Source organism: Aurantimonas sp. E1-2-R+4, from assembly GCF_036549515.1.
Lineage (GTDB): Bacteria > Pseudomonadota > Alphaproteobacteria > Rhizobiales > Rhizobiaceae > Aurantimonas > Aurantimonas coralicida_A.
On sequence record NZ_JAZHLK010000054.1, the window covers coordinates 1 to 25,355 of the forward strand.

22 protein-coding genes are annotated in these 25,355 nt (G+C 63.7%); 9 read left to right on the plus strand and 13 right to left on the minus strand.

The genetic code is table 11. The annotated features are described in order from the left end of the window. Nucleotides 1-77: 77 nt before the first annotated feature. Nucleotides 78-251 carry a hypothetical protein gene (locus VQ045_RS18315; protein WP_331831127.1) on the minus strand — a complete coding sequence of 58 codons (174 nt, stop codon included), beginning with the start codon at nucleotides 249-251 and terminating at the stop codon, nucleotides 78-80. 76 nt (nucleotides 252-327) lie between these two features. After that, nucleotides 328-849: a GNAT family N-acetyltransferase gene (locus tag VQ045_RS18320; protein ID WP_331831128.1), complete on the minus strand. Its 522-nt coding sequence runs from the start codon at nucleotides 847-849 to the stop codon at nucleotides 328-330. A 387-nt stretch (nucleotides 850-1,236) separates the two neighbouring features. Here VQ045_RS18320 and VQ045_RS18325 point away from each other — a divergent pair, with 387 nt between their 5' ends. Then, nucleotides 1,237-2,229, plus strand: coding sequence for a glutathione S-transferase family protein (locus VQ045_RS18325; protein WP_331831129.1), 993 nt, complete (start codon nucleotides 1,237-1,239; stop codon nucleotides 2,227-2,229). Here VQ045_RS18325 and VQ045_RS18330 read toward each other — a convergent pair. After that, entirely contained in the window at nucleotides 2,220-2,681 is a 462-nt protein-coding gene (locus VQ045_RS18330) for an NUDIX domain-containing protein (RefSeq protein ID WP_331831130.1), read from the minus strand. The two genes, VQ045_RS18325 and VQ045_RS18330, sit on opposite strands and share 10 nt — an antisense overlap. 58 nt (nucleotides 2,682-2,739) lie before the next feature. Here VQ045_RS18330 and VQ045_RS18335 point away from each other — a divergent pair, with 58 nt between their 5' ends. Beyond that, a complete protein-coding gene (locus tag VQ045_RS18335) occupies nucleotides 2,740-3,690 on the plus strand; it encodes a metallophosphoesterase family protein (RefSeq protein WP_331831131.1) in 951 nt (316 codons plus the stop codon). 41 nt (nucleotides 3,691-3,731) lie between these two features. On the opposite strand, the gene VQ045_RS18340 is transcribed toward VQ045_RS18335, so the two are convergent. From VQ045_RS18340 to VQ045_RS18370, 7 genes are all read right to left on the minus strand, one after another. Next, on the minus strand, nucleotides 3,732-4,349 hold the full coding sequence (locus tag VQ045_RS18340; protein WP_331831132.1) for a hypothetical protein: 618 nt from the start codon (nucleotides 4,347-4,349) through the stop codon (nucleotides 3,732-3,734). 93 nt (nucleotides 4,350-4,442) lie between these two features. Then, nucleotides 4,443-5,237, minus strand: a complete 795-nt coding sequence (locus tag VQ045_RS18345; protein ID WP_331831133.1) for an alpha/beta fold hydrolase — start codon at nucleotides 5,235-5,237, stop codon at nucleotides 4,443-4,445. A gap of 13 nt (nucleotides 5,238-5,250) precedes the next feature. Then, the gene (locus VQ045_RS18350; RefSeq protein WP_331831134.1) at nucleotides 5,251-6,906 is read right to left on the minus strand and encodes a thiamine pyrophosphate-binding protein; all 1,656 of its coding nucleotides are present in this window, start codon (nucleotides 6,904-6,906) and stop codon (nucleotides 5,251-5,253) included. Continuing rightward, nucleotides 6,903-8,624 carry a 2-isopropylmalate synthase gene (gene leuA / locus VQ045_RS18355; protein WP_331831135.1) on the minus strand — a complete coding sequence of 574 codons (1,722 nt, stop codon included), beginning with the start codon at nucleotides 8,622-8,624 and terminating at the stop codon, nucleotides 6,903-6,905. The genes VQ045_RS18350 and leuA overlap by 4 nt, the downstream gene beginning before the upstream one ends. Nucleotides 8,625-8,970: 346 nt before the next feature. Further along, nucleotides 8,971-10,053, minus strand: coding sequence for a sensor histidine kinase (locus VQ045_RS18360; RefSeq protein WP_331831136.1), 1,083 nt, complete (start codon nucleotides 10,051-10,053; stop codon nucleotides 8,971-8,973). Between the two features lie 195 nt (nucleotides 10,054-10,248). Continuing rightward, nucleotides 10,249-11,112 carry a cation diffusion facilitator family transporter gene (locus VQ045_RS18365; RefSeq protein ID WP_331831144.1) on the minus strand — a complete coding sequence of 288 codons (864 nt, stop codon included), beginning with the start codon at nucleotides 11,110-11,112 and terminating at the stop codon, nucleotides 10,249-10,251. Nucleotides 11,113-11,176: 64 nt separating this feature from the next. Beyond that, nucleotides 11,177-13,366, minus strand: coding sequence for an anthranilate synthase (locus VQ045_RS18370; RefSeq protein WP_331831137.1), 2,190 nt, complete (start codon nucleotides 13,364-13,366; stop codon nucleotides 11,177-11,179). A 310-nt stretch (nucleotides 13,367-13,676) separates the two neighbouring features. Here VQ045_RS18370 and VQ045_RS18375 point away from each other — a divergent pair, with 310 nt between their 5' ends. Continuing rightward, nucleotides 13,677-15,296 carry a GMC family oxidoreductase gene (locus VQ045_RS18375; RefSeq protein WP_331831138.1) on the plus strand — a complete coding sequence of 540 codons (1,620 nt, stop codon included), beginning with the start codon at nucleotides 13,677-13,679 and terminating at the stop codon, nucleotides 15,294-15,296. Between the two features lie 375 nt (nucleotides 15,297-15,671). Here VQ045_RS18375 and putA read toward each other — a convergent pair whose 3' ends face one another. Beyond that, entirely contained in the window at nucleotides 15,672-18,767 is a 3,096-nt protein-coding gene (putA, locus tag VQ045_RS18380; RefSeq protein WP_331831139.1) for a bifunctional proline dehydrogenase/L-glutamate gamma-semialdehyde dehydrogenase PutA, read from the minus strand. 120 nt (nucleotides 18,768-18,887) lie between these two features. On the opposite strand from putA, the gene VQ045_RS18385 reads away from it, so the two are divergent. The 4 genes from VQ045_RS18385 (at nucleotide 18,888) to choV (ending at nucleotide 22,761) form a co-directional block, all read left to right on the plus strand. Further along, complete coding sequence (locus VQ045_RS18385; protein WP_327625910.1) at nucleotides 18,888-19,349, plus strand: Lrp/AsnC ligand binding domain-containing protein; 462 nt, start codon at nucleotides 18,888-18,890, stop codon at nucleotides 19,347-19,349. 137 nt (nucleotides 19,350-19,486) lie between these two features. Continuing rightward, a complete protein-coding gene (locus VQ045_RS18390) occupies nucleotides 19,487-20,434 on the plus strand; it encodes a choline ABC transporter substrate-binding protein (protein ID WP_327648011.1) in 948 nt (315 codons plus the stop codon). A gap of 447 nt (nucleotides 20,435-20,881) precedes the next feature. Next, nucleotides 20,882-21,724 carry a choline ABC transporter permease subunit gene (gene choW / locus VQ045_RS18395; protein ID WP_327625909.1) on the plus strand — a complete coding sequence of 281 codons (843 nt, stop codon included), beginning with the start codon at nucleotides 20,882-20,884 and terminating at the stop codon, nucleotides 21,722-21,724. Continuing rightward, nucleotides 21,721-22,761 (plus strand): choline ABC transporter ATP-binding protein, encoded by a 1,041-nt coding sequence (gene choV / locus VQ045_RS18400; RefSeq protein ID WP_327625908.1) that lies wholly within the window; start codon nucleotides 21,721-21,723, stop codon nucleotides 22,759-22,761. Before choW ends, choV begins: the two co-directional genes overlap by 4 nt. Before the next feature lie 284 nt (nucleotides 22,762-23,045). On the opposite strand, the gene VQ045_RS18405 is transcribed toward choV, so the two are convergent. Continuing rightward, entirely contained in the window at nucleotides 23,046-23,363 is a 318-nt protein-coding gene (locus VQ045_RS18405) for a hypothetical protein (RefSeq protein ID WP_331831140.1), read from the minus strand. Between the two features lie 639 nt (nucleotides 23,364-24,002). Between VQ045_RS18405 and VQ045_RS18410 the strand changes: the two genes are divergently transcribed. Both VQ045_RS18410 and VQ045_RS18415 read left to right on the plus strand, forming a co-directional pair. Continuing rightward, a complete protein-coding gene (locus VQ045_RS18410; RefSeq protein WP_331831141.1) occupies nucleotides 24,003-24,794 on the plus strand; it encodes a hypothetical protein in 792 nt (263 codons plus the stop codon). Then, the gene (locus VQ045_RS18415; protein WP_331831142.1) at nucleotides 24,791-24,946 is read left to right on the plus strand and encodes a hypothetical protein; all 156 of its coding nucleotides are present in this window, start codon (nucleotides 24,791-24,793) and stop codon (nucleotides 24,944-24,946) included. The genes VQ045_RS18410 and VQ045_RS18415 overlap by 4 nt, the downstream gene beginning before the upstream one ends. 72 nt (nucleotides 24,947-25,018) lie before the next feature. Here VQ045_RS18415 and VQ045_RS18420 read toward each other — a convergent pair. Then, the coding region (locus VQ045_RS18420; RefSeq protein ID WP_331831143.1) for a transposase at nucleotides 25,019-25,355 on the minus strand (337 nt) is incomplete at its 5' end.

Here is a 25,355-nt window from a genome sequence, read left to right on the forward strand (position 1 = left end):
GTGGTTCCGCCTGGGTCTCTTGCTCATCGTCTCTCCTGATCTCGGCCATCCTGGCCGCCTTCAGGCAGACAATCCACTCAGCACGCTGTCCAATTTTCCCGAGCCACCTCTGACCATGACGCATCAAATTGGCCGTCGATGGTCTCGGCCACCTGCTCAAGGTCCTGTGCATCGTCGAGCCGACCATCAGCTAATGCAGCTGCGTGGATGAGAAGAAGTTTGCGAAAATCCGAATAAGAGAGGCGCGTCATTCTTGGGTCCAAGAAAAAAATTTCACCACTGTATATAGCCCAAAACATCAGATGGTACGCAGACAGCCTGCCTAACCTATGGGATTCTGCACGTCTCTCGCCGCGGCCCAACCTTGCCGCCCACGCCGCCGAGCGCACCCTCGACGAGTTCCAGCCCGAGCAAACGCGCCGGATCGACCGGACCCGGCATCAACACCGAGCCGCGCGGCAGCGGCCGATAGCCGAGCGACGCGTAATAGGGCGGATCGCCGACCAAAATGATCGAGCCCTCGCCCTTGTCCCGCGCGGCCTCGGCGGCAAGGCGCATCAGGGCCCTGCCGGCGCCGCGGTTCTTGAAGGTCGGGCGCACGGCGAGCGGTCCCAGCATCAGCGACGGAGTCGCCCCGATCGCGATCGGCGTCAGCCGGACCGATCCGATGATCTCTTCTGCAAACAGGGCGACGAAGGATAGCGCCCGGTCGTGCGGCGCCATCTCGCGCACGCGCTCGGCGGCCCGCGCGAAGCGTCCGGGCCCGAACGCCTCGTCCGCGATCGTGTCGATGGTCGGGTCGTGGTCAGGGTGCTCCGGCAAATACCGGACATCGGAGAGGTGAAACATCAAAAGAGAACCAATTCGGGCGGACGATGGCGCCGCACGCAAGGCTCCCAATACGGTTGGGGAAATCCGGCGGACGACGGCGGTCAATGCGCTAGGGCGCGGACCTTTACTCGTCGTCGGCGAAGGATCATCGGGTTCACTCCTGGAGCGCCGTGCGTCCATTCGGACGCACTAAGGACGCTCTGCCGCTTTGATTGAGAATCGGAATGATCCAAAAATCGGATTCCCAATTTTGGTCCGATGCTCTCGGGAACGACGGTCGCATTAGCATTGCCCGCGAACGAGGTCCAGCGACGCGTCCCGTCTCCATTGACGCTGCGTTGCACTCGGCGATCCTTGCTCCAGGCACTACCTTGGAGCCACGGCAAAAGCGAAAGGGTGACGGCGATGGGACTTCTGGTCGACGGACAGTGGCAGGACAAGTGGTACGATACGAAATCGACCGCTGGCCGTTTCAAACGATCCACGACAAGCTATCGGAACTGGATCACCGCCGACGGCGAGCCGGGACCGGACGGTCGGACAGCATTCAAGGCCGAGGCGGCACGCTACCATCTCTACGTCTCGCTCGCCTGCCCCTGGGCACACCGCACGCTGATCGCCCGCAAGCTGAAGCAGTTGGAAGACGTCATCTCGCTGTCTGTGGTCGACTATCACATGGGGGAAGAAGGCTGGGTGTTCTCCGAACGGCGCGGCGCCATCCCGGATACGGTGCTCGGCAAGCAGAGACTCTACGAGGTCTATCTCGAAGCCGATCCGCACTATTCTGGCCGCGTCACCGTGCCGGTCCTCTGGGACAAGCAGACCGGCACCATCGTCAACAACGAGTCCGCCGAGATCATTCGCATCCTCAACCGTGCCTTCGGCGCATGGGGGGATGCGAGCGTCGACCTGACGCCCGAAGCGTTGCTCGGCGAAATCGACGCGATCAACGCCACCGTCTACGACGCCATCAACAACGGCGTCTACAAATGCGGCTTCGCAACGACGCAGGAGGCCTACGAGGCGCCGTTCCACGCGCTGTTCGGGACGCTCGACCGGCTTGAGGCGCGGCTATCGAACCAGCGCTATCTCGTCGACAGCGCCGCGCCGACCGAGGCCGACTGGCGCCTGTTCACCACGCTGATCCGCTTCGATGCCGTCTATCACGGGCATTTCAAGTGCAACAAGCGGCGGATCGCCGACTATCCGAACCTCTTCGGCTATATGCTGGAACTCTACCAGATGCCGGGGATCGCCGAGACCGTCGATTTCGGCCACATCAAGGGCCATTACTACTCCAGCCACAAGACGATCAATCCGACCGGGATCGTGCCGCTCGGGCCGGACCAGGATCTGACGGTTCCGCATGGGCGCGAGCGGCTGCAACCTCACCAGTGAAGATCGATCGGGCCATCGCCGCGCAGGTCGGCCAGCCGTCGGCGCGTCGCGCCGGTCGCGCCATTCGGTAATCCGTCGAGGCTGAAAAAACCGGTTTCCGCGATTTCGGCGTCCGGCGTCTTCGACGCCGTCTGGCGACAGGCTCCACAGTTGTAGAACAGGACATGATCGCGGTTGGACACGTTGCGGTTGAAGTAGACCGCGACGAGCTGGGGCGGATCGACGAGTTCGAGATTGCCTTCCTCGCGGAATTCGCGCTTGAGCGCATCGACGGCGGTCTCGCCCGGATCGACGCCGCCGCCCGGCATGTGCCAGCCCGAGACATAGGTGTGGCGGACCAGAAAGACCCGGCCCGCCACGTCGAACACCGCGCCGCGCACGCCGAGCGTCATGGGGCGCGACACCAGATGGACGCCGTGCAGCGCCCTGAGAAGAAATTTCTCTAAGAACATGGTCCCTCGAAAGAACACGGCCCTACCAAACGCCGCCGGGTCGCCTAAGATGGAGCAGATGTTTCGACTTGCCCATCTCTCCGACGTGCATCTGGGTCCGCTCCCGGAACTGTCCATTCGCGAACTCGCCTCCAAGCGGGTCACCGGCTACGTCAACTGGCACCGCAACCGCCGCCGCGCGATGTTCGGCGATACGCTGGTGAACCTGATCCAGGACATGAAAGACGAGGCCCCCGATCATGTCGCGGTGACGGGTGACCTGGTCAATCTGGCGACCAAAAAAGAAACCTTGGCGGCCCGGCTGTGGCTGGAAGAACTCGGCGCGCCTTATGACGTCTCGGTGGTTCCCGGCAACCACGACGCCTACGTTCCGGGCGCGCTGAAACGTTCGTATCGCGAGTGGTACGAATATATGATCGGCGATAATCCGCTGAACGCCATCGGCAACTCATTTCCCTATCTGCGGGTCCGGGGCAAGGTGGCGATCTTCGGGGTTTCAACCGCCGAGGCGACCGCGCCGTTTTTCGCCACCGGCACGTTCCGCCGGGGTCAGGCGCTGGCCCTCGCCCGGCTGCTCGAGAGCTGTCGGGCGACCGGGCACTTCCGGGTCGTGATGATCCACCACCCACCCATTTCCGGGTCGACGTCCTGGCACAAGCGCCTGATCGGAAAGCAGTTCTTCTCCAAGGTGATCCGCGATGTCGGGGCCGAGCTGGTGCTGCACGGTCATACTCATCTCGACACGTTGCACTGGCTGCGCGGGCCGGAGTTCAAGGTGCCGGTGGTCGGCGTTCCCTCCGCGAGCCAGGCGCCCGGCAGCGACAAGCCCGCCGCCCGCTACAACCTGTTCGAGATCAGTGGCGAGCCCGGCTCCTGGTCGCTGATCCAGCGCGAGCGCGGCGCACGCACGCACGGGGACGGTCTCGGCTGGATCCGGGAGCGCGAACTTTTGGAGGAGGGGCACGCGATCGACGCAAGGCCGCGCGAGGATGCCAAGCCGGCGGCGTAGGCCGCTCACGCGATGTCGAAACAAGCCGGGTGCGGCGAAATTCAGCCGATCGACACGCCCTGATAGGACGCGATCGCGAGAAGCAGCGCCGCTCCAATGACGATGCCGATCATCATCCAGGTGGCCGCGATGACGAAGTCGGCGCTACGGGTGCGCTGTTCCGGCTGACGGAGGGGCGCGTCCTCGCCGTTGCGAATCTGGCGGCTGGCATCGCCGGCGACCCGCTCGTTCAGCCCGTCGCTCAAAGCGAAAGCCTTGTCGCGCTCGACGATACGCTCGGCAACATATTCGGTGACGTGCTGGGCCATGACCCTGGTATCGGTCGATTCGAGCAGGGTCACGCGCCCGAGCCGGGTTTCACGGACGAGGCGATAGGTCCGGCGGTCGCGCGCCATGATGACATTGGCCGTCCCGTCGATCCACAGGCGCGGATGCATGCCACCCGAGATGGTGAAATCGAACAGCTCGTCGCCGGGGGGCAACTCGTCGATCAGCGACTGCAGTTCCTCCGCCAGGATTTCGAGTCGGGCCCGGTCGGCCTCGCGGATATCGACGACGACGTCGGCGCGCTGCGCGGCGGCGATCTTGGCCTGCCGCACGGCATCGGCCAGACGCTTCGTTCCCATCAGGGACGCCACGTTATCCTTGCCTTCGCCCATATGTCGTTGCCTCGAATCCAATTCGTTAACGAGGTCTTAACATACGGGGCAATCCAGTTGGAAGAAACCGGCGGACACACCAACCGGCGTTTCTCAACGCTTTTCTACTTCTTCCATGTTCGCCCGAATGGCCGCGAGGCAGGCCTCGGGCGCCTCGATCATCAGCATGTGGCCAAAGCCATCGAGCAGCGTGACGGTGAATTCGGCCGGAACGCTACTGGCCTGAGCTGTGGGCGTGACCCGGTCCTCGGTGCCCCAGATCACATGCACGGGCCGGCCGGTCGCGGCGATGGCATCGAGCGGCAAGACGCCCTGCTCGCCCGTCGAAAACAGATGGTCGAAAATTTGCCGGATCGCCGCCCGGCCGGCGGGGTTACGCGCCGCAGCGATCGCCGCCACAGTGTCGCTATCCGGCACCCAGCCGGGAGCGCCCATGCCGCCAAGGGCCGTGCCAAGCGCGTCCGTCCCCTCGGCGTCCATAACGGCGCGAATTCGCTCGGCGCCGATCTCCTTGCCGAACCCGCCGGGTGCCAGCAGCGTCAGCGAGGCCACCCGCTCGGGGGCGAACAGGCCGATGAGTGAAGCGATGGCACCGCCCATGGAATGGCCGACGATGTGCACCGCCCCGATGCCACGCGCGTCGAGCTCCGTGATCACCGCCCGCGCAGCGATCTTCGGCGGACCGAAGCCGGGATAATCGCGCGAGCGGCCATGACCGGGAAGATCGAAGGCGATGGTCCGGCGTTGCGGCGATGCCAAGGCGTCCTGCAACGGCGCCCAGATCTCGGCCCGGCCGTCGAAACCATGGAGGAAGACGATCGGCGTCGCGGCACCCTCGCCGCTTTCGGCCCCGCCCTGTTCGATCGCGAACAGCCGTTGATCGTCCATCACTTCCCCCTGCTTATACGGCGGCGAACGGCAGCCGCGCCGTCGTCGAGATGCGATCCGGATCGATCCTCAGATGGACGAGCGCCGGACGAGCGGCCTTCAGCGCCGCCCTCATCGCCTCGGCGAAGTCCTCCGTCCGCATGACGCTGAGACCGAGGCCTCCGAGGCTCCGCGCAAGTGCGGCGAAGTCGGGATTGACCAGCGCGGTCGCCGACTGGCGGCCGGGATACGACTTTTCCTGATGCATCCGGATGGTGCCGTATTGCGCGTTGTCGAACACGATGACAACGATGTTCGCCCCCGCCTGCACGGCGGTCGAAAATTCCTGGCCGGTCATCTGGAAGCAGCCGTCACCGGCGAAGCAGACCACCGCCCGTTCGGGATAGCGCAGTTTCGCGGCGACCGCCGCCGGCAGGCCATAGCCCATCGATCCGGAGGTGGGAGCGACCTGCGTGGTCCGCTCCGAGAAGCAATGGTAGCGGTGCAGCCAGCCGGCGTAGTTGCCGGCCCCGTTGGTCATGATCGCGTCACGCGGCAGCGTCGCGCGGAGTTCGGCCATCACCGCGAACGGATCGACGAAGTCGGAATTCGGCTTGGATTCGGGCGCGGGAGTCGACCAACGGAGGTAATCCCGGTGGGCCGCCTCCGCCTGTCCGGCCCAGGCGACGGTGGCCGGTGCCTGCAATTGCATCGCCTTGCAAGCAAAGGACGCCGGGTCGGCATGAATGCCGAGCGCCGGCGTATAGAGCCGGCCGATTCCTGCCGCCTCGGGCAGGATATGGACGAGGCGCTGCTTGGGAACCGGAACCTGGAAAAGTGTGTATCCCTGGCTCGGCATCTCACCGAGCCGCGCGCCGACGGCAATAACGAGATCGGCCTCGGCGATGCGGGCCTTCAGTGCGGGGTTCGGGCCGATGCCGAGATCGCCGGCATAGTTCGGGTGGTCATTGGGAAACAGGCCCTGGCGGCGGAATGAGCAGGCGACGGGCAGATGCCAGTGTTCGGCGAAGGCGACGATGTCGGCGATCGCGCCATCCGTCCATCGGGATCCGCCCAGGATCAGCATCGGACGGGAGGCGGCGCCGAGAAGCGCCCACAGTTCCTCCATGTCCTCGGCTTGCGGGAGCACCGGATCGACGTCGACGTGCGCCGGAATATCGGCTTCGGCGACGCCAGACAGCGTATCCTCCGGCAGCGCGACGACGACCGGGCCCGGCGCGCCATCCATGGCGATCCGGTAGGCTTCAGCGACGAGGCCTGGAAGTTCCGCAGGCGTTTTCGCCTCGAACACGGCCTTGGCCATATCGCCGAACAGACGATCGTAATTGACCTCCTGGAAAGCGCCGCGGCCCCGGAATTTCGTCGGCACCTGGCCGACGAAGAGGATCATCGGCGTCAAGTCATGGGCGGCGACATGGATGCCGGAGGCGGCATTGGTCGCCCCCGGACCGCGCGTGACGAAGCAGATGCTGGGCCGGCCGGTGAGCTTGCCATCGGCCTCCGCCATCATCGCCGCGCCGCCCTCCTGGCGGCAGACGATGGTCTCGATGGCGCTGTCATAAAGCGCGTCGAGCACCGGGAGATAGCTTTCTCCCGGTACGCAGAAGACGCGGGTCGCGCCCTGCTCGGCGAGCGCGGCGACGAGCAGTTCGCCTCCGGCCGCCCTCACTTGGCGAGCAGCCGGTTGGCGGCCGCGACGATGGCTTCGAGCGAGGCTGTCACGATGTTCTTGTTGATGCCGGCGCCGAACAGCCGGCCGCCGTCATGCTCGACTTCCATGTAGCAAATGGCGCGCGCGTCGGAGCCCGCGCCGAGCGAATGCTCGGAATAGTCGAACACCGAGAATTCAATGCCGATATGGCGGCACAGCGCGTCGACGAAGCCGTCGATCGGCCCGGTGCCGAGGCCCTCGATTTTGGTCTCGACGCCGTCGTCGACGATGGTCGCCTCCAGGATACGCTCGCCCTTCACGTCCGGGTTCGGCCGGGTGAAGTGATCGACGAATTTGATGCGGGCTCCCGGCTGTTCGACATAGCGCTCGATGAAGCGGTCGTAGATGCGCTTCACCGGCAGCTCCCTACCCTCTTCATCCGTGATCGCTTGGATGTCCTCGCGGAACTCGACCTGGAGATTGCGTGGCAGGTTCAGCCCGTAATCCGCCTGCAGCACATAGGCGATGCCGCCCTTACCCGACTGCGAGTTGATCCGGATGATCGCCTCGTAAGAACGGCCAACGTCTTTCGGGTCGACCGGCAGATAGGGAACTTCCCACAGCTCTTTGTTGGCGGTGCGACGCGCCTTCATGCCCTTGTTGATCGCATCCTGATGCGAGCCGGAAAACGCCGTGTAGACGAGCTCGCCGACATAGGGGTGCCGTTCGCCGATCGCGAGCTGATTGCAGTATTCGTAGACATCCTTGATGTGGTTGATGTCGGTGATGTCGAGGCCGGGATCGACGCCTTGGGTGAACATGTTCAGCGCCAGCGTGACGAGGTCGACATTGCCGGTGCGCTCGCCATTGCCGAACAGCGTGCCCTCGACCCGGTCGGCACCGGCCATCAGGCCGAGTTCGGTCGCCGCGACGGCGGTGCCGCGATCATTGTGGGGATGCAGCGAGACGATGACGTTGTCGCGGTTGTCGAGGTTGCGACACATCCATTCGATCTGGTCGGCATGGATGTTGGGCGTCGACATTTCGACAGTCGCGGGTAGGTTGAGGATCAGCCTGTTGTCAGGCGTCGGCCGAATGATCTCGGCGACGGCGTTGCAGATCTCGACCGCGAAATCGAGTTCGGTACCGGTGAAGCTTTCGGGCGAATATTCGAACCGATAGTCGCCGCCCGCCTTGGCCGCCATGTCGGCGACCATCTTTGCCGCGTCGGTGGCGATTTCCCTGATGCCGGCGCGGTCCTTCTGGAAGACGACGCGGCGCTGCAATTCGCTGGTCGAGTTGTAGAAATGGACGATCGGCCGACGCGCGCCCTCGAGTGACTCGAAAGTCCGCGAAATCAGCTCCGGTCGGCATTGCACCAGCACCTGCAACGACACGTCGTCGGGGGCGCCACCCTCTTCGATGCACCAGCGCGCGAAGTCGAAATCGGTCTGCGAGGCCGACGGAAAGCCGATTTCGATTTCCTTGAAGTTCATTGCCTTCAGGAGCGCGAAGAACCGGGCCTTGCGGTCGTGGCCCATCGGGTCGACCAGCGCCTGGTTGCCGTCGCGAAGGTCGACCGAGCACCAGATAGGCGGCGTCGTAATGGTTTTGCTCGGCCAGGTGCGGTCGGGCAGATCGATCTGACCATAGGGCTGATACTTTACCGAAGCCGAGGGCATCGTGCGGGATGGCTCGGCCTTAGCGGCGGGACTGACTGCGGACGTAACGGACATGGCTGTTGCACCTTGATCGCTCGGGCGGATGCCGGGGGCGGCGCTGGCAACGCGCGCGCATCTGATCGGGTCATCCGAAATTGAAACCGGATTGTAAAGCGAAAGGGGCAGAGCGGGGAGGCTCTCAGGCCTCTGGCGCGCCGGCTCGACCGCCGGACGCCCCTTGGATCAACGGGTCCGACGGCCGCGGCTAAGTAGACCGAGGAGAAGGCCCGGACGCGCCAGGGCAGACGGCCGCCGAAGGGCCGCAAATGTCCACATGCTGGATGGCGTCACGATCATGCGCGCCAGATTATTGCGAACGCGGTCGATTGCAAGCCGAATTTCGCGATAGCCCGCCGAAGGCTCAGTCCGCCAACTCGTCGCGCGTGGAAAAACGCAGCGTCGAGACCGCGCCACCGGCATTGGATATTTCGAAAACGCCGCCAATCTGCTCGGAGAGCGATGCGACGATGCGCATGCCGAGATTGCGCGAGGAGGACACGGAAAAACCCTCGGGCCAGCCGGGGCCATCATCGGATACCGTCAGACGAATCGGCGTTTCACGCGATTCCGCATCGCCAGCGTCGCGGCTGAGTTCGACGACGATCCGCCCGGACCGACCGTCGGCGCAGCCATGCTCGATCGAGTTCGAAATCAGCTCGGTGGCGATCAGGCCAAGCGGCACGGCGAGCTCCGCCGAGACTTCCACCGCCTCCGCGTCGACCTCGTAGCGGATGTTCGCCACGCCGGACGCCTCCAGAAGGTCCGGGCCAAGTTGGGTCAGATACGGTCCCAAATCGAGGCTCTGCCGGCCAGGATCGTGGAGTTGGCGCTGAATCTTCGAGATCAGAGATATTCGGGCCGACGCCTGTTGCAGGACCGCGGACGCCTCCGTGCTCGTGGTTCCGCGTGACTGAGCGTTCAGCAATGACGACACCACGGCCAGATTGTTCGAGACCCGGTGTTGCAATTCGCGGAACAACAGATCGCGTTCGCCGGCATGGCGCGCGGCCGATTCCTTTTCGATTTCAAGACGGTCGAGCGCGAGTTGCATCCAGTGAATCAGCAAAATGTCGACGGCGACGATGAAGACGTAGAACGATAGCGCCAAGGTCGATCCGCCGGTCAGGGCGAAGGAATCGAAAGGCGGAATGAAGAAGTACCAAGCGAACAATCCCGCAAGGAATGCGACGGCCACGCCTGGAATGACGCCGGCGAAGAAGGAGGTGATGATGACCGCGGGAAAGAAGGTCAGATAGGGAAAACCGACCGGCAACCGGTCATCGAGAAGATAGCGAACCGCGAAGGACAGTGCGAGCAATGCGGCGGCAAACAGCCAACGCATGACCGGCTGACCCCGCAGCGAGGTTTTCGACAGAAGCGCCTGTACGCCCCGCAGATTGACCAAGGGGGAATTCATCGGTCGTTCGGCGAAACCCTCCACCATCAATAATCGGTCCTCGCTGTTCGGGGTGAGCTAACCACCCGATCGAATCGGACGGTCGAACATTGCAACGGATGCTGTCGCAAACGATAAGTATGGCGGATCAAGGGCGCGTGCCAGGTCCAGGGTCGGATTGCAGCCGGGCGTTGCCAAGGCAACACGGGCAAGCAAGCGATGGCCGCTGGAAGGCGCGATGTCCTACAGAACCGGGACGCCCGTCTGTTTCGCCTCGCCTTCCGGCTCGACATGAATCGAGACCCGCGCGCCGACGAAGGCTTCCTGCAACGCGTCCTCGATCCGGTCGCAGATGTCGTGGGCGACGCCGACCGTCATCGCCTCGGGCACGACCATGTGGAACTCGATGAACATCGCCCGGCCCGCGAGCCGGGTCTTCAGATCGTGGACCTCGATGGCCCCCTCGGCATGGGCCGAGATCAGGTCGCGAACGCTGGCTTCCTCGACCGGGTCGATCGCCTGATCCATCAGGCCGGAGAGGGAGCTGGTCACGACCTTGAAGCCCTCACGCAGAATGTTCAGCGCCACGAACGCCGCCATCAGCGGATCGAGGATCGTCCAGCCGGTCACCGTCGCCAAAAGCAGGCCGCCAAGAACACCGACCGAGGTGACGACATCCGCCATGATATGCTGGCCATCGGCCGCAAGTGCCGGCGAGCGACGGTCGCGCCCGCGGCGAATGAGAAAAACCGCCCAGCCGGCGTTGATGACGGTCGCTACGGCGTTGATGGCGATGCCGGCAAGCGGCTCGTCGAGCGAGCGCGGCACCAGATAAGCCGCCCAGGCCTCGCGCAGGATCAAAAGCGCCGCGACGACGATCAAGACGCCTTCGACGACGGCGGAGAAATACTCCGCCTTGGTATGTCCGAAAGGGTGATCGCTGTCAGCCGGCTTGTAGCTCAGCGTCACCGCCCAAAGCGCGATGAGCCCGGCTACGACGTTGACGATCGATTCCAGCGCGTCGGAAAACAGCGCCACCGAGCCGGTCACGTGATAGGCGGCATATTTGATCGCCAGCACGATCACGCCGATCGCGACGCTCGCCATCGCGATGCGCTTGACCAGAGGCGCGGCCGCCTCGCTTGTCTCCGATACCACCGACGTCACCAAATCAAGCCGCCTTCTCGCGGGCCCGGCGGGGCAGATGCGCGACGATGTTCTCGATCATGCGCATGCCCGCCTCGCCGCCGAGGCTCATGATGCTTTCGGGATGGAACTGCACCGCAGCGACCGGCTCGGTCCGGTGCTCGAAGGCCATGACGATGCCGTCGTCGGTCTCCGCCGTCACCTCGAACTCCTTCGGCAGGCGAACGGGATCGGCGAAGATCGAGTGATAGCGGCCGACGGTGACCTCGCCGGGCAGGCCGGAGAAGATGATGCCGGGCGTCGTCACGCGGATGCGCGACGGCTTGCCGTGCACCGGCACATGCATCGTACGCAACGTGCCGCCATAGGCCTCGGCCAGCGCCTGCAGCCCGAGGCAGACGCCGAAGATCGCCGCGCCCCGCGCGCGCGCAGCGACGATGGTGCCCTTGCAGTCGAAGTCGGACGGATTGCCTGGCCCCGGCGACAGCACCACGAGATCGGGATCGACGCGGTCGAAGATCTCGGCCGGAACCGGCGTGCGGACGGTCGTGACCGTCGCGCCGGTCTGGCGGAAATAATTGGCCAGGGTGTGGACGAAGGAATCCTCGTGATCGACCAGGAGGATTCGCAGCCCCTCCCCGACCCGCGCCGCTCCGCGTGTCGCGCCGGCGGAATTTGACTCGCCGGCCTCACGGATCGCGCCGATCAGCGCCGAGGCTTTCAGCTCGGTCTCGGCCTCTTCTTCCTCGGGATTGGAATCATACAGCAGCGTCGCGCCGGCCCGCACTTCGGCGATACCGTCCTTCAGCCGGATCGTGCGCAACGTCAGGCCGGTGTTCATGTCGCCGTTGAAATGCACCATGCCGACGGCACCTCCATACCAGGCGCGCGGGCTCTTCTCGTTGTTCTCGATAAAGCGCATGGCCCAAAGCTTTGGCGCACCGGTCACGGTGACAGCCCAAGCATGGGACAGGAACGCGTCGAAAGCATCCATGCCATCGCGCAACCGGCCCTCGATGTGGTCGACCGTATGGATGAGCCGCGAATACATTTCGATCTGCCGCCGGCCGATGACCCGCACGGAGCCCGGATCGCAGACCCGGCTCTTGTCGTTTCGGTCCACGTCGGAACACATGGTCAGTTCCGACTCGTCCTTCTTTGAATTGAGCAGCTTCAGGATCTGCTCGGAATCGGAAATGGCATCCTCGCCGCGCTTGATCGTGCCGGAAATCGGGCAGGTCTCGACCCGACGGCCATTGACGCGCACGAACATCTCCGGCGAGGCGCCGATCAGGAATTCATTCTCGCCGAGATTGATGAGAAACGAATAGGGCGAGGGATTCACCGCCTTCAGCCGCCGCGAGATTTCCGACGGCTTGTGCTCGGCGCGCTCGTAGAACACCTGGCCGGGAACCACCTCGAAGAGGTCGCCGCGCATGAATTTCGCCTTGGCGGCGCGCACCAGTTCGGCATATTCGCCGGGCTTGTGATCGCCGCGCGGCGGGATGCGCTCGGAGGGCGCGAAGGGCGCATCCGGGCCCCCGCCCGCAAGCCCTTCGGTCGAGACGCCGTCCTTGACGAATTCGTACCGGGTCAGGAAGGCCGAGGCGGAGTAGTGATCGACCTCGAGCAGTTCGTCGGGGAGATAGAGCAGCAGATCGCGGCGGTCCGAATCCCGCTCCAGCACTTCCTCGACAGGGTCGAACTGATAGGCGAGGTCATAGCCAAAGGCGCCGTAAAGGCCGAGATCGCGATCTTCCTCCGCCCGGAACAACGAGACAATCGCGCGCAGCACCGAAAAGACGCTCGGCATGCGCGAGCGTTCCTCCTCGGTGACCGCCGTGCCCGGCTCCTTGATGACGAGGCCGAGCGCCATGGGCGCACGAGCGAGCGAGGCGATGTCGTCATGGCCGGCCAGCGCATCCGCGATGAATCCGAGCAGCACCTCGCCGCGCGGATTGAGGGCCGCGATCCGCATCGCCCGCCCGGTCGAGGAGACGACCAACGGCGGATCGACGAAGGCCACATCCTGGCGCGTGTAGCGGCCCGGATACTCGTAATTGGAAAACAGGACGGCGCCGCGACGGGTGTCCAGGCGATCGAAATAAGGCTCGATCGCGCCGTCATAGGGAACGGCGCGCCGGCTGCGCGTGATCGTCACCCCGCCCGCCGTCAGGTAGCGCTCGCGGCCGTCGTCGGTCTGTTCGGTCACCATGAACTCTCTCCGGGTCTCAAGCCCGGACCCCCGGCGACATAGCAAAAAAGGCCGCCGGATGATCCGAGGCGGCCTTTGGGTCTGATCACAAGCGTGACGGTCCGGCCGCTGTCAGCGCGCCCACCACCAATTCATCGAAAGGATCGTCGTCATCATGCGCAACCGATAACCGAGCCGGACGACGAGAGCAAGACACTCATCAAGGTGGACACCCGGTCACCGGCTCCGGGTTCGCGCCGCGACCAGCGGAAGCGATCCCATGTCGTTCGGAGGGATTTGCCAGCGGCGCGCATTCGGTTAGATCGAAGGCATGGAAGAGTTCGATTACATCGTCGCCGGCGCCGGCTCGGCAGGTTGCGTCCTGGCGAACCGGCTGTCTGCCGATCCGAAAAATCGCGTGTTGCTGCTGGAAGGCGGCGGCAAGGACAACTGGATCTGGTTCCACATTCCGGTCGGCTATCTCTTTGCCATCGGCAATCCGCGCGCCGACTGGATGTTTAAGACCATCAGTCAGGCAGGGCTCAATGGCCGGGCTCTGAACTATCCGCGTGGCAAGACGCTGGGCGGATCGTCGGCGATCAACGCGATGATCTACATGCGCGGCCAGGCAGCGGATTACGACCACTGGCGCCAGCTCGGCCTCGCCGGCTGGGGATGGGACGACGTTCTGGAGGCGTTCAAGGCGGTCGAGGATCATGTCGACGGGCCGGACGACTTTCACGGGACCGGAGGCGAATGGCGTGTCGAGCATCCGCGCATCCGTTGGGACGTTCTCGACCGGGTGCGCGACGCGGCCGAGGCGGCGGGCGTCGCCAAGATCGATGACTTCAACACCGGCGACAACGAAGGCTCGGCCTATTTCCAGGTCAACCAGAAGGGCGGGCGGCGTTGGAGCGCGGCGCGCGGCTTTCTGAAGCCCGCGCTCGGTCGGCCGAACCTCAAGGTGGTCACCGGCGTCATGGTCGACCGGGTGCGCTTTCGTGATGGGCGCGCGGTGTCGATCGACTACCGCAAGGACGGCAAGGGCTTCGAGGCGCTGGCGGCGCGCGAGATCGTGCTGACGGCCGGCGCCGTCGGCTCGCCGGCGATCCTCGAGCGCTCCGGCGTCGGCGACGCCGACCGCCTGAAAGACCACGGCATTGCGCCCGTGCATCACCTGCCGGGTGTGGGCGAGAATTTGCAGGATCATTTGCAGATCCGCCCCATCTACAAGGTCGACGGAATCAAGACGCTGAACAGCGAATACAAGAACCTGTTCCGTCGGGCGATGATGGGCGTCGATTACGCGCTCAGGCGGCGGGGACCGTTGACCATGGCGCCGAGCCAGGTCGGCGCCTTCGTCAAATCCTCACCGGATCAGGCGACCGCCAATCTGGAATTCCATTTTCAGCCGCTGTCGCTCGACGATTGGGGCGCGGGGCTGCATCCCTTCTCCGCTTTCACGGCGAGCGTCTGCAATCTGAGGCCGACCAGCCGCGGCAGCATCCATCTGACCGGCGCGCGGCCGGAGGATGCGCCGGACATCGCGCCGAACTACCTGTCCACCGACGAGGACCGGCAAGTCGCCGTCGACAGCCTGAAATGGGCCCGGCGGATCGTGGAGCAGTCGCCCCTCGCGCCCTACCGTCCGGAAGAATATAAGCCCGGCGCGCATGTGACATCCGACGCGGACATGCTGGTCGCCGCCGGCGATCTCGGTACCACGATCTTCCACCCGGTCGGGACGGCCAAGATGGGAATTGAAGGCGATCCGATGGCGGTGCTCGACGAGCGGCTGCGCGTGCGCGGGATCAGGGGCCTGCGCGTCGCCGACGCCTCGGTGATGCCGTCGATCACTTCGGGCAACACCAACTCGCCGACGATCATGATCGCCGAGAAGGCCGCCCGGATGATCCTGGACGACGCGCGGGCTGATACCAACCTGCGGTGATAGGGACTCATTCGATGGCGCTGAAAGGGCTGGTCCGGCCAGGAGCAGCGCGCGGTTCGATGCGCCGCATCGCGCGTCGTCCCGCTCCTTGCCAGGCATTGGCGATCGTCCCGGTCGAATGGGTTCCTATCGCCGCAGGTTGGTATTTGAGAGCGGAGGGGCGACAACGAAAGAGCCCGGAAAACAAGCGCTCCGGGCTCTTCGTTGAGAATGGTCGGCTGGTGGCATCGGGAGGAGGAATGCCGCCAATCGACCCATGCGCGGTGACAGTGAAAGCCCGTTCGCTTGGGAGGAGGTCGGCGGGCTTTCCGATCGTCCATTGCCGCAACATCATGACTGTACATCAAGTCGCGACAATAGACTGTCACCCGTTTGCTACGATTCCATGGCAATCAGGCTGGCATTGCCGCCGGCTGCCGCAGTATTCACCGACGTCACCTGTTCACGGGCGAATCGCGCCACGTAACTCGGCCCGCCCGCCTTCGGCCCGGTGCCGGACAGGCCCGAGCCGCCGAACGGCTGCGAGCCGACAATCGCCCCGATGATGTTGCGATTGACGTAGATGTTACCGACAGTCAGCCGCTCGGCGATCGTCTTCACCGTTTCGTCGATCCGGCTATGGACGCCGAGCGTCAGACCGAAGCCGGTCCGCTCGATCGAATCGCAAACCTTGTCGAGCTCGCCGGCCTTCCACCGCACCACATGCAGGATCGGGCCGAACACCTCGCGGTCGAGTGCCTCGGGCTTGTCCAGTTCGACGATATGCGGCGCGAACCAGTGGCCCTCGGCCGGCAGATCGTCGCGGAGGCTGCCACGGAATCGGACCGTCTGCGACCGCTCCATGCGCTCGATGTGAGCGGTCAGCATGGCGTGCTGTTCGGCATCGATCACCGGGCCAATGTCGGTCGACAGGTCTTGCGGGTCGCCGACGACCAGTTCCGCCGCGGCGCCGGCGATCATCTCGATCATGCGCTCAGCGACATCCTCCTGGACATAGAGGACGCGCAAGGCCGAACAGCGCTGGCCGGCGGACCGGAACGCCGACATCACGACGTCGTCGGCGACCTGTTCCGGCAGCGCCGTCGCGTCGACCACGAGCCCGTTGATGCCGCCGGTTTCGGCGATCAACGGGGCGATCGGCGCGTTGCGTGCGGCCAACGCGCGGTTGATCGCGAAAGCGGTCTCGGTCGAACCGGTGAAAGCGACGACCGCCGTGGCATCATGGGAGACCAGCGCGGCGCCCGCCTCCCCGTCCCCCGGCGCGAGGAAAAGACCGTTCGCCGGAAATCCGGCCTCGTGCAGGAGGCCGACCGCCAGCGAGGCGACCAGCGGCGTCTGCTCGGCCGGCTTGGCGATGACGACGTTGCCGGCGGCCAGCGCCGCCGCGACCTGGCCGGTGAAGATCGCCAGCGGGAAATTCCACGGCGAGATGCAGATGGCGACACCGCGCGAGCGGTAGCGAAGACGGTTTTCCTCGCCGGTCGGACCGGGCAGCAAAGTGGGTTCGGCGAACAATCGTTCGGCTTCGGCGGCGTAGAAACGAAGAAAATCCACCGCCTCGCGAATTTCGGCGATGCCATCGTCGACCGTCTTGCCCGCCTCACGGGCCAGAAGCGCCATGAACACGCCCTGCCGCTTTTCCATCAGATCGGCGGCCTTGCGCAGCCAGGCGGCGCGGCTTGCGGCCGGCACGGCCTCGGCCGCCCGCACATGGCGCGCCGCCTCGGTGACGAGGGCCTTCGCGCCGCTCGCGCTCAGATGATGGCTGCGCCCGACGAGCGCTCCATCGACGGGCGAGCGGATGTCAACCGGCCGCTTGGCGTCGGCCCCCTTGAAGCCGCAGGTGACCGCGATCAGTTCGCGCCCGGCATGGTCGCGCGCGGCGAGGAAACGGTCGAGCGTACGCCGGTCGCCGAATTCGATACCGGCGGAATTCTTGCGAGGCGCGAAAATCTCCGATGGCAGGTCTATCTTCGGATGGCGCGCGGGACCGTTCTTCAAGACGTCGCGCGGGCGCTCGATCAAGGAATCGATCGGCACGTCCTCGTCGCCGACCTGCGCGACGAAGGACGAATTGGCGCCGTTCTCCAGAAGACGACGCACCAGATAGGCGAGCAGGTCGCGGTAGCCCCCGACCGGCGCGTAGATGCGGCAGGGAATTGCGGACGCAGAGTCGCGGCGCATGGTTTCGTAGAGCGCTTCGCCCATGCCATGCAGGCGCTGGAACTCGAACCCGGAGACATCGGCGCCGGCCATTTCGACGATGGTCGCGACGGTCAGGGCGTTATGGGTCGCAAATTGCGGGTACAGTGGCTCGCGCCGATCGAGAAGCGCCTTGGCCGCGACCAGATAGGACAGATCCGTGGCTGGCTTGCGCGAATAGACGGGATAGCCGGCAAGACCCTTTTCCTGGGCCTGCTTGATCTCCGTATCCCAGTACGCCCCTTTGACGAGCCGAACCATCATCTTGACGCCCGCCGCCTTGGCGAGCGCGTCGACATGCTCGATCACCGCGAGGGTCCGCTTCTGATAGGCTTGGATGGCGAGGCCGAAACCATTCCAGCCGTTAAAGTCGAAGTCCTTGACCACCGCGTCGATGACGTCGAGCGACAATTCCAGGCGCGATGCTTCCTCGGCATCGATGGTGAGATTCAGATCGTAGCTTTGCGCCTGACGCGCCAGCTCTTTGACGCGGGGCACCAGATCCTTCAGCACGGTGTCGCGGTGGGTCGGCTGATAGCGCGGATGCAGGGCGGATAGTTTGACCGAAATCCCCGGCCGATCAGGCAGCGGCTTGTTGCCGGCCTTGCGGCCGATGGCCTCGATCGCGTCGGCATAGGAGCGGAAGTAGCGCTCCGCGTCGGCCTTAGTGCGCGCGCCCTCCCCCAGCATGTCGTAGGAATGGCGATAGCCCTTCTTCTCGAAGGCGCGGGCGCGATCGAGCGCGTCGGCGATCGTCTCGCCGAGAACGAAATGGCGGCCGAGGAAGCGCATCGCCTGGCGCGTCGCGGTGCGGACCGCCGGCCCGCCGACGCGCTTGACGAGGGAGGAGATGACGCCTTGCGGCGTTTCGCCCGGCCGGATGATCCGCGCCGACACCCCGAGCGCCCAGGCCGAGGCGGCGGTCAGCATCCGGTCCTCGTCGCCGTCGTGATGGGCCCAGTCGCCGGCGCCGATCTTGTCCTCGATCAGCCGGTCCTGGGTCTTGGCGTCGGGCACCCTGAGCAGCGCTTCGGCCAGGATCATCAGCGCCAGCCCCTCGCGGCTCGACAAGCCGAACTCGCGCAGGAAATCCTCGACGCCGCCGATGCCGCCGGCCGCACCGCGAATCTCCTCGATGAGGTGGCGCGCCCGCCGATCGACCGCCTCTTCGTCGTGGGTCCAGCGCTCGGAGGCTGCGAACAGCGCAGCGACCGCCGCCGTATCGTCCGGCGCGAACGGAGCCGAAAAGGGTTCTGGCATGGCCGACATGGTTCACTCCGTGATCGATCGAAGACGACGCTATTTTACAGATCCAGCGGCCGTGTTTCTCGCCAAAAAGACCCCTGATTGCAGTGGAATGCTTCGCCAAAATGCCATACGCCTGCTCAGATGACCGAACTTGACCAAAAAGACCGGAAAATCCTCCGCGAGCTCCAACGCGACGGCCGTCTCACCACTCTCGAACTCGCCGAGCGGGTCCATCTGTCGCCGACAGCGACTGCCGAACGGGTGAAGCGCCTCACCCGCGACGGCTATATCCTCGGATATGCGGCGCGTCTTTCGCCGGAAAAGCTCGGCCGCGGCATGATCGTCTTCGTCGAGGTCAAGATGGACCGGACCAGCGACGCGGTTTTTTCCGAATTCAAGCGCGTCGCGGAAGCCACCCCGGACATCATGGAGTGCCACATGGTGGCCGGTGGCTTCGACTATCTCATCAAGGCGCGGGTGAAGGACATGACCGCATATCGGGCGTTTTTGTCCGACGCGCTGCTCGCCCTTCCCGGCGTGCGCGAAACCCATACCTACGCGGTCATGGAAGAGGTGAAGAACACCGCTTCGATCGCGTTCTGAGACCGCCGCCTGGGCCGTTACGGCACGTGAACGCTGCTTGCGCAGCCCCAGCCGATGCGCAATAGTCGGGCAGCTTCCATTCGATCCGCCGGACCGCGTTTTGCCCGCAGCGTCCGCATCCACTCAAGGAGACCTTGATGATCCAGATCCGCAATTTCGCGGCACTTGCCCTTGGCGCATCCCTGCTCAGCTTCCCGGCGTTCGCCCAGGACGCGGAGAGTTGTTCGACCGTACGCCTTTCCGACGTCGGCTGGACGGATATCACCTCCACGACGGCTGTCGCAAGCAACATCCTCTCGGGGCTCGGCTACAAACCCGACGTCAAGATCCTGTCCGTTCCGGTCACCTTCGCCTCGCTTTCCAACAACGACATCGACGTCTTCCTGGGCAACTGGATGCCGGCGCAGTTGGAGCCGATCAAGAAGTATCTCGACGACGGCTCGATCGTGCAGGTGAAGGCCAATCTGGAAGGGGCAAAATACACCCTCGCGGTGCCGAAATATCTCTACGACAAGGGCCTCAAGGACTTCGCCGATATCCAGAAGTTCAGGGATGAACTCGGCGGCAAGATCTACGGCATCGAGCCAGGCAATGATGGCAACAGCCTGGTCCTCGGCATGATCGAAAAGGACGAATTCGGGCTGAAGGGCTTCGACCTCGTCGCCTCGTCCGAGCAGGGCATGCTCAGCCAGGTCGCGCGCGCGACCAAGGCCGACAAGCCCATCGTGTTCCTCGGCTGGGCGCCACATCCGATGAACTCGAACTACGACATCGAATATCTGACCGGCGGCGACGAGACCTTCGGCCCCGATTACGGGGGCGCGACCGTGTATACGGTGGAACGCAAGGACTTCGCCACCGACTGCCCCAACCTCGCCAAGCTGCTCGAGAACCTGACCTTCGACCTGCCCATGGAAAACGAGATCATGGGCAAGATTCTCGATGACAAGCAGAAGCCGAACGAGGCCGCGGCCGAGTGGATCAAGGCGAATCCGGATCGTCTCGACGCATGGCTCGAAGGCGTCACGACGCTGGACGGACAAGACGGCCTGCCAGCTGTGAAGTCCTCTCTCGGACTTTCCTGACCGGTCGCGCCCGTCCCAAGACCATTTCTGGAAGGCCGGTTTCGCCCGGCCTTCTTCTTTAGAGCATCGAACGAAAATATGGACGCGTTCTGCCAGAGGGATTTCGGGACAAGGTCGAGGGGATCGGCGCAGGTCGTAGCGGCGCTACGGCCAAGACGAGACCCGATGGAATTGGCGCGAAATCACTTGGGCCACCGATCGCCCCGCACCGGTCGGCGCGGAAAGGTCGATCGGCGGATTTTAAAGCCTGCCGTTTGCCGGAGGCAAACAGGCGGACGGGTTTCCGGCCGCCGGGCGCCCACTTTGTCGGCCGGCTCGACCGTAGCGCCGCTACGCTCGTCGTCAGCCTCCGCGTGGATCACCTCGGCGAGCCGAGAAACAGAACCGCATCTATATTGTCGTCCGATGCTCTAAGAGCAGACCCGACCAGGAAGGAATCCCCGGCCCGTGGAATGGCTCCAGAATAATCCCCTGCCGATTGGCGAAGGCGCCTCGGCCTTCGTCGACTGGCTGACCGCCAACTTCACCTTCATCTTCGACGCGATCAGCAATGGCCTCGGCGCCTTCATCGACGCCGTCCTGTTTCTGCTGCAGTGGCCCCACCCCTTCGTCGTCGTCGCGGCCTTCGGAGCCATCGCTTACGCCGCCCGTCGCTCGATCCCGATCGTCATCTTCACCGTCGCCGGCCTGCTGCTGATCATCAATCTCGGATTCTGGGACGACACGACGCAGACGCTGGCACTGGTGCTCGCCTCGACCGCCGTCTGCATGCTGATCGGCGTTCCGCTGGGGGTCGCCGCCGCCCGGCGGGACTGGCTTTATGCCGGTCTTCGCCCCGTGCTTGACCTGATGCAGACGATCCCGACCTTCGTCTATCTGATCCCGGCGCTGATCCTGTTCGGGCTGGGCGTCGTGCCCGGGCTGGTGGCTACGGTGATCTTCGCCCTGCCCTCGTCGATCCGGCTGACCCGGCTCGGCATCGCCTCGACGCCGCGCCAACTTCTCGAAGCCGGCGACGCGTTCGGCGCGACCCGGCTGCAGCGGCTGTTCAAGATCGAGATTCCCTACGCCCTTCCCCAGATCATGGCGGGACTGACCCAGACGATCATGCTGTCGCTGTCGATGGTCGTGATCGCCGCGCTGGTCGGCGCGCCGGGCCTCGGCGTTCCAGTGCTGCGCGCGCTCAACAGCATCAATATCGGCCAGGGCTTCGAGGCCGGGTTGGCGATCGTTCTCCTCGCCATCATCCTCGACCGGTTCTTCCGCATTGACGAAAAGACCCGCTCATGAGCCCCATCGTCTCCTTCCAGAACGTCTCGATCGTTTTCGGCCGAAAGCCAGAGCAGGCGCTACCGCTTGCCGACGCGGGCAAGAGCCGTAGCGAAATTCGCGAGGCGACGGGCCTGACGCTGGGTGTCGCCGACGCCTCGCTCGACGTCGAAGCCGGCGAGATCGCCGTTCTGATGGGCCTGTCGGGCTCCGGCAAGTCGACCTTGCTGCGCGCCGTCAATGGGCTGGCGCCGATCACCCGCGGCCGGGTCGTCATCGACACCGGCAAGGGCACCGTCGACCCAAAGGAATGCGGGTCTAAACGCCTGCGCGAGTTACGCCGTCACGAGGTTGCGATGGTGTTTCAGCAATTCGCCCTGTTGCCCTGGCGCTCAGTCGCGGAAAATGTCGGGCTCGGCCTCGAACTCGCCGGCGAGCCGCGCGCCAGGCGGCGTGAACGGGTCATGACCCAACTCGAACTGGTGGGTCTCGGCGACTGGGCGCAATCGCGCGTCGGTGAGTTGTCTGGCGGCATGCAGCAACGTGTCGGCCTTGCCCGCGCCTTCGCCACCGACGCACCGATCCTGCTGATGGATGAGCCGTTCTCGGCCCTCGATCCGCTGATCCGGGCGCGGCTGCAGGACGAACTCCTGGAAATCCAACAGCGGTTGAAAAAGACCATCATCTTCGTCAGCCACGACCTCGACGAGGCGTTCAAGATCGGCAACCGTATCGCCATCATGGAGGGAGGCCGCATCGTCCAGGTCGGCACCGCGCAGGACATCGTCCTCAGGCCGGCCGACGACTACGTCGCCGACTTCGTCGCCCATATGAATCCGCTCAACGTTCTGACCGCCGAGAATGTGATGAAGCCGGTGGACGCCGAGAACGGTGCAACTCCGGCGCGGGTCGCGGCGATGGCCGAACCCGACACGCCGCTCAAGCGGGTGATGGAATCGATTTCCGGCGGCAATGGCGCGGTGATCGTATCCCGCAACGGACGGGTCGTCGGCCAGATCGGCCCGCAGGAGATCGTCGACGCGCTGATGCGCCACTGATACCGGCCTGCGATTGGTCCGAGGCCTATCCTTCACCCCGAATGCTAGGATCAAGGAAAAATACGCACCGGCATCCCTACACGGCGAGAACAGTTTCGCAGGCCGGGTCGACCACTCGCCGCGATCCGACGAGATTCAACGCGATTCGACAAGGGCTCAGGGATACGAGGGCTTCCGCCAACCTTTCCCCGTAATCTCGCGTCGCCGATCGCATCAGAATTTCTGCGCCACAACCCTCCATGTCCGCATAACTGTAAGCCGCTGCACCATTCTCAAAATAGCTATTATTTAGACTGCGCTGACGGAGATACACGCCGACGCCGTAGGGGATAAGCTTTTCCAAATGCTGCCAGCAACATCCAAAACAAGGGTGTATTGGGCTGAAATGCGAGAAACATGTTAAAGGCAAAGCCAATCACGAACAGCATTCCCAAGGTGCGATAGCCGACACATACCGCAAAAAAAATCTTAATTAACTGCCATAGCATGAGGGACATTATAATTATTGTAAATAACACGCCCCCTGTCAGAAGAAAATGGGCAGGCATAAATTCAGCTTGGTGCATTTTGTACACCTGCTCGGTATTTGAAGAACGCGACATGTAACTCCACGTATATTCTGCTCCAAAACCTGGCCCAAATATGGGCAATTATGCACTTGAGTTAGCTGTTGCCAAATGCACTACCGTATGACAGTTTCTTCCTTCGACCTTGGCCGGGGGGACGATGGCGGGGAAGGCAGACCTACTTGAGGCGCTTGACGCGTTCGTCGCAGAGCCAAAGCTCCTCGTCGGAGCCGTAGGCGCACAGACTTGGGGACACGGCTATTCGTCTCACGAGAGGATGGTCGAGTTCCCGCTAGAATACCGGGGAGAAGGTGATAAAGCGGCGCGACTGGCCTTAGTCGGCTTCCCCTCCGCGACGGAACTCAAGTTCCGGATTTCTCTCTGCTATAACGCGGCTATCTGTCGGCTCGATTACACCGACGAGACACACCCGAACACCCTTAGACTGCCTAGCGATGATCTCCCACCCGCAGTGAAAGGGCCTCATTTTCATTCATGGGAACTAAATCGGCGGTTATTTAAGGGTGGGTCAACGGTTCCAAAGCTGGAGTTGGCCGAGAGGTTTACAGTCGCTGGCGGATTTGATTCAGTGCTACGCTGGTTTTGTTCGCGGACGAATATCGAGCAGCCGCCCAATGGACATTACATCGCCCTTCCGAAAAGAGACACGCTGCTATGAGTTCGCTGGCCTCACTATTTGGACCATTTTCGCCAGTCGTGCGCGCTACGGTGGAACGCTCACTGGCAGAGGCATTCACGACCGAAGAAATCGATGGCGCTCTGCGCATAACGACGGCTTGCGCCTATCCATCTGGGGGGCTTGTTCGTGTGACGCTTCGCGGGGGAGCGCGTGAACTTCTGGCCTCAGACGAGGGGGAGGCTCTAGGCGAAGCGCTTGGCGCTGGCATTATATTGCCAGATCCTGAAAAGCTGGTCCGGCCATTTGTGTCGAACCGTGGTCTGAGCATTCGCGGCGGTGTTCTGAGTACCGATTTTTTTACGCCGGAAGACGCTGCGGTCAGCGTCGCCCATGTTGCGAACGTCGCCAAGGATCTAGCCGATTGGCTTTACAGCCACGGAGGGGTGCGACGCCGTCATGACTTCAAGAGGCTGCTTTCCGCTTTTCTCATCAACCGCTTCAAGGATCAGGTGGCAGAAACCCGCTTATTGGGGGCAAGTCAGAAGTCGCACAAATTCCCAGCCGTTATCTCATTCGCTAACGGTAGGAAGTTCATAGTTGACCCGGTCATAAATGATCCCGCGTCGATCAACGCGCGCGTGGTTGCCAACCTGGATGTGAAGGCCCGGCATGACCCGCTCATCCAGCAGCGGATCATCTATGATGACGCGGAGCCGTGGAAGTCGGCTGACATTGCCTTGCTGCAAGTTGGCGCAACCGTGGTGCCCTTCTCGCGCTCTCAGGAAGTTATTGAGCGGATAGCTGAGGAAACGAGGAAAGCCGCATGAACTCGGCAAACGAGGACGCTAATCGCCGCGCGGTAGAGGCCAAAATCTTGCAAAATTTGCTGGCCACGCCACCGCAGCCGAAAACCAGCAAAACCAAGGAGAGCGCCCCGCTCAAGAAGCGGGGCCGCCCGCCGAAGAAAGATAGCGATTAATCTTTCGCCCATCGCTTGTGCCAGCGCCTATCGAGCGCCGGTTTCGGCTTATCTGGCGGCACCCATATCGGGTTAGGCCGCGAATTGGATAGCAGGCTGTCGATAAGTCAGACGCTTGCCTTCGGCCCCCTTGAGGGCTTTGGCTGCCCGCTCTGCATCCTCGATGCCTAGGGCGGAGCGGTTGTTGTGCCGGAAATCGAACTCACTCAAGTATCGGTGCAAATGGGCTTCACTGACCGAATGATAGGTTCCGGTGATGCCCCGCTTAAGGATCGAAAAGAAGCTTTCGGCGGTGTTGGGGGGATGTCCCGAAGTTTGTTGAACTTCGTTGAGCGGCGATGCCGGGTTGAACGTTACGCGGCCCTCGATGCAGGGGCAATGAACTTTTCGGCATTTTGGCGCTGATGGG